General features: G+C 37.9%; 2 protein-coding genes. One reads left to right on the forward strand and one right to left on the reverse strand.

Going from position 1 to position 4391, the window contains the following annotated elements; translation table 11 throughout:
* The first annotated feature begins 2300 nt into the window (after positions 1-2300).
* Entirely contained in the window at positions 2301-2852 is a 552-nt protein-coding gene (locus BAA9072_RS23815) for a hypothetical protein (RefSeq protein ID WP_230980993.1), read from the forward strand.
* A 63-nt stretch (positions 2853-2915) separates the two neighbouring features.
* Here BAA9072_RS23815 and mobV read toward each other — a convergent pair whose 3' ends face one another.
* Entirely contained in the window at positions 2916-4115 is a 1200-nt protein-coding gene (mobV, locus tag BAA9072_RS23820) for a MobV family relaxase (protein WP_230980992.1), read from the reverse strand.
* Between the last annotated feature and the right edge of the window lie 276 nt (positions 4116-4391).

Here is a 4391-nt window from a genome sequence, read left to right on the forward strand (position 1 = left end):
TATCGAACTCCCCAACCCCTCAATCCTTGAGGGGCTCCCTCGCCGGTTGGCAGCTCAAAAGGTGTTGCCTTTTGAGATCCCAAGAGGGTCCTGGTGAAGTTAGTCTATCAACTCCTTATCCTCCCTTCGGTCCGGTACCGTTGACAGACGCCTTAAATCGCCCTCTGAGCGTTTTCGTCACTTCACCTTAGTGAAATAAGGCAAAATAAAAAAGACCCCTTTAAATGGGGGATATGGGCTTTTTAAAGCCTTATTCGATTAATAGATAAAGATTTTTTATAAGCTTTTTTTGTATGTTGGTACGATCCGTTCTTTACTTTAATCTCTCTCACCAAATTTTCCTCCAGTATGAAGAATAATCAGGATAACCTCTTCATAGATAATTTCGTATACTACTACATCACTTATCTACTTTTTCTAATTCTCCGTATGATTTAGCCCATTCATTCCAATAATTGAAATATTGCTAAGCAAATTTCTACTGTGTACAATGAAAACAAAGATAGACCCAGGCATTATTAGGCTATCTAGTCGTAAAATAAATAATAACCAGTAAACGTCTCGCAAACGTCTACTGGCTATAGGTGGATATTACTTCTTAAGAACAAGGGCAACGGTTAACAGGCTATTTGCAATCATGAGTACGAGGGACAAGATACTACATGTTGCAATGACAGTGCTGGCATCCATGCTATTATTCACCTACCTTTCAAAGCAGTGCTTGTACTCGCAATACAGGCATTGCTTTTTTATATTATAGTAACTCTCAAATTATTATATAACGCTTTAGTGCTAGAAGCGTTATTTCTTGAAAAATGGCTTTCAAGTCTTGATGTGACTGGAATAAATCCATTTTTAAAGATGTTTCACAATGTTTCACAAGTAATTATATGCAGCCAATGTTGCTTGAATAGACTCTATTAAAAAATCTATATAAAGATTGTATTCTGTAAATGTGAATCCTTTCAAGTGACTTGTGGTGAAAGATCACCCTCTTCGGAAGCCTATAAACAGTATTTTTTCTCTAACTTATAATAGTTTCGAACTCATTAAGTCGCGCAAAAGAGCATTAACAACTCAAGCACCCTTTGTCATCGGAAAGATTGATTCCATCTAGTCCGAAGAATTTAGCTCCTTTAACTGCAAAATCTTTTTACATTTGCTAGTTGTTTACTTGTTATGAACCTCTAAGTAATGATACACATGAGCTTATGAACTCGCGCAACCTACTAATAGATACAAATGAAATTTCCATTTGTCACACTCAAGCCCCTACGCCATGTAGTCCACCAGTTTTTAGACACCACTCATTAAACAGTAATACCAATACAATAGCTTTTTTTCTCCCTTAATTTTAAAAACAATAAAAATTTATTTTCGTGACAAGGATATAGGCGCAGCAATAAGTAAATATTGCGTAGAATATTTCAAAATGAAATAAAAATATTGAACACAATTTGAAATATTTTATTGATGGCAAAGATACATAGCATTTGTTTCAGCAAAATACCCTTTTATCTCATGAAGGAAGTCTACTCGATAATATGTAAAAAAAAACAAATCCGCACAATCCCCCCTCAACCTATAATACGAATCTAACCAAGTCACTGTCGCACACATATATATATGACCGTTTCCTGGTTTTCCGGATACGGTGATTTTTAGAGGGTTTTCCCCTTGTTTTAGGGTGAGAGGTAAGGCTGGGGTGAATTGGCGAGAGCCAAGAGGGGGTAGCCCCTTGAAGCGTGTGATCACAAAGAATAAAAGCTGTTCCTGGAACGAATGAACGGCGGTTCGGCAGGTACAATCGCTAGAGCAAGCCGACTTACGTAATTCCTCGTTTTAGGTATGGTCGGCTTGGCGACATGCCTTCACCTGCCGAATTTCGGAGTGCAAGGAGAAAAGGGTGGAGATTTTTCGGTGGTCTTTCCGAAAAATACTACCCGAACCTTGTGCGGAGAAAAGCCTTTTTGGATAAAAAAAAAACAAATTGCAAGGTCAAAAACAAGGTCAAAATCAAAGTCTATAAAATAAAAGAAGAGAAGGGAACAATAGGGTTCAACCCTTGGTATGACTGGATTTGTTCAAAAAAATCCTAATCAGTTCTTACGTTAATTCTAATCAGTTCTTACGTTAATTCTAATCAATTCTTACGTTAATCCTAATCAATTCTTACGTTAATATTAATCTAATACAGATTAGAATTTCTAATATTTCACCAAAAAATTATTGCTTAGTTTCTAATCTGTGATAGATTAGAAATAGTTAATCTAAAATTGATTGGAGGAGAGGTTTTGGTTGTGGCTGAAATGAAAAGACAAAACATATCTGAATGGCAAAAAGAAATAATCCAGGCTAACCAGAAAAAAAGAGTGTCAAAAGAAACTATTGAAAAAGTACTGGATTCTTCTAGTGGAGAAATTCTTCAGGAGAGATTTGTTCAACAAGTATATCAAGACAAAGAACCAAATTACGTAAAATTGTACATAGACAACTTAATACTGTTAAACGGGTTGCCTAAAGGAACGACAGATACAATCATGGAACTTTTAAAGTATATGAGTTATGAAAACACAATCGTTTTAAATTCTTATATCAAAAAAGAGATAGCAGAATCTCTAGGATTTAAAACAGTTCAAAGTCTTGATAACAATATCAATAAGTTAGTTAAAAAAGGGATATTAGATCGGATCGGTAGAGGGACTTTTAGAGCAAATGCTTTTCTCTTTGGAAAAGGAGATTGGAATGATATAAAACAAATTCGTTTTGAAATTGTTTTTGGAGAGAATGGAATTGAACAAAAAGCCGATTTTGAATATAAAGATGAAGCAGCAACCACTGTAGAAAAATAAAAAAACCACCCTTGAGCTTTGGACGGCAAAAGGGTGGTTTTTTATTATTTTAATTATATCAGCTTACTCTCCAATTTCAAAATCAGGCTTGTCCTTAGAACGCTTTAGTTTCGTTTCTGAGTCCTTCTGAAGCTCTTCCGGTGCTTTCCCCTTATCTTTTCCTGAGAAAGTATTCTTGAAGCTCGTGTAAGCCTGAAGGAGCCTTTTTTCAATGCCCCTGGAAGAATCTATCTCACGAGCTTCCTTCAACATCGCCTTCACAGACGCTGTCGCAAACTCAGCTATTTTTTTGAGCTGCCCTTTCAACTTGCCGTTCTCTTCTTCCAATTGCTTGTTTTTCTGTTCCTGACTACTGAGTGATTTTGTTAAAAATCCTTTGTATTCTTCACTTCGAGCCAGTTTCTTTTTTAGGGAAAGATTATCCGATTTCAACCCACTGATTTCTTTTTTCGCCCTTTCGATCGTCTCAACCAGTTCGTCCCGATCATCTCTGGTCGCAATTCCTTTTTTAAGTTGATTCTGCATATTCTCAAAATCCGTTTTAGAAATTTGAACATAATCTCGTTGGAACAATGGATTCTTTACTTCAATGCTCTCGACTTTCTTGATTTGAGCCTGGAGCTTCTCAATCTCCTGGATCTTCTTCTCATACTCTTTCGCTTGCTTCTCTAACGTTTCGGCCTTGAACCTTGCTTGCGTAATATGTTTCTTGTCACTTGAAGTTCCACGATCCAATTCAAAACCGGAATCCTTTAAATGCTTATGAAAATCATCCTGCAGCTGAACTAATTGCTTTTTCTGACCAAAGAATTCTTTGGCCGACAATCGCTGATCCTCCGTGATCGGCACAAATCCTACGTGAAGATGGGGCGTTTTTTCGTCTTTATGAACCGTTGCATAGACAATATTCTCTTTCCCATAACGATCTTCAATAAATTCATATGCCTTCTCGAAGAACTCCTTCTCTCGTTCTTCCGTCAATCCATCAAAATAAGATTTGTCTGAAGTGATCAAGAATTCGCAAAGACGTACAGCGTCCTTCCTGATCTTCTTACCGCCAGTATCGACTCCATCTTCAATTTTCTTATTGATTGTCTCAAGGTAATCGATTGGGGCTTCATTGTGAAGGTCATAGTTGAGGTGGGATTTTGCTTCTTCAATGTCGGGATTCGTTTCACTTTCCCTCTCTCTTTGGTTGTGAAATTGAATGCCTTTTATGGCGGGGGATTTCATTTTCTGCATCCGAATAATAGCGTAACTCAAGGGAAAAAACCTCTCTCTCAGGGCAAGGACTTTTAAGAGAAGTGTAACACACTACACTTTGCACGCAAAGTTTCTTGTGGTCTGCGACGCTAAGACCCAGACCTTGGGCTTTGCCCAAACCCACTGGGGAACTCTTCCCCAGACCCCCTTATCGAACTCCCCAACCCCTCAATCCTTGAGGGGCTCCCTCGCCGGTTGGCAGCTCAAAAGGTGTTGCCTTTTGAGATCCCAAGAGGGTCCTGGTGAAGTTAGTCTATCAACTCCTTATCCTCCCTT

Source organism: Rossellomorea arthrocnemi (assembly GCF_904424705.1).
GTDB classification, from domain to species: domain Bacteria; phylum Bacillota; class Bacilli; order Bacillales; family Bacillaceae_B; genus Rossellomorea; species Rossellomorea arthrocnemi.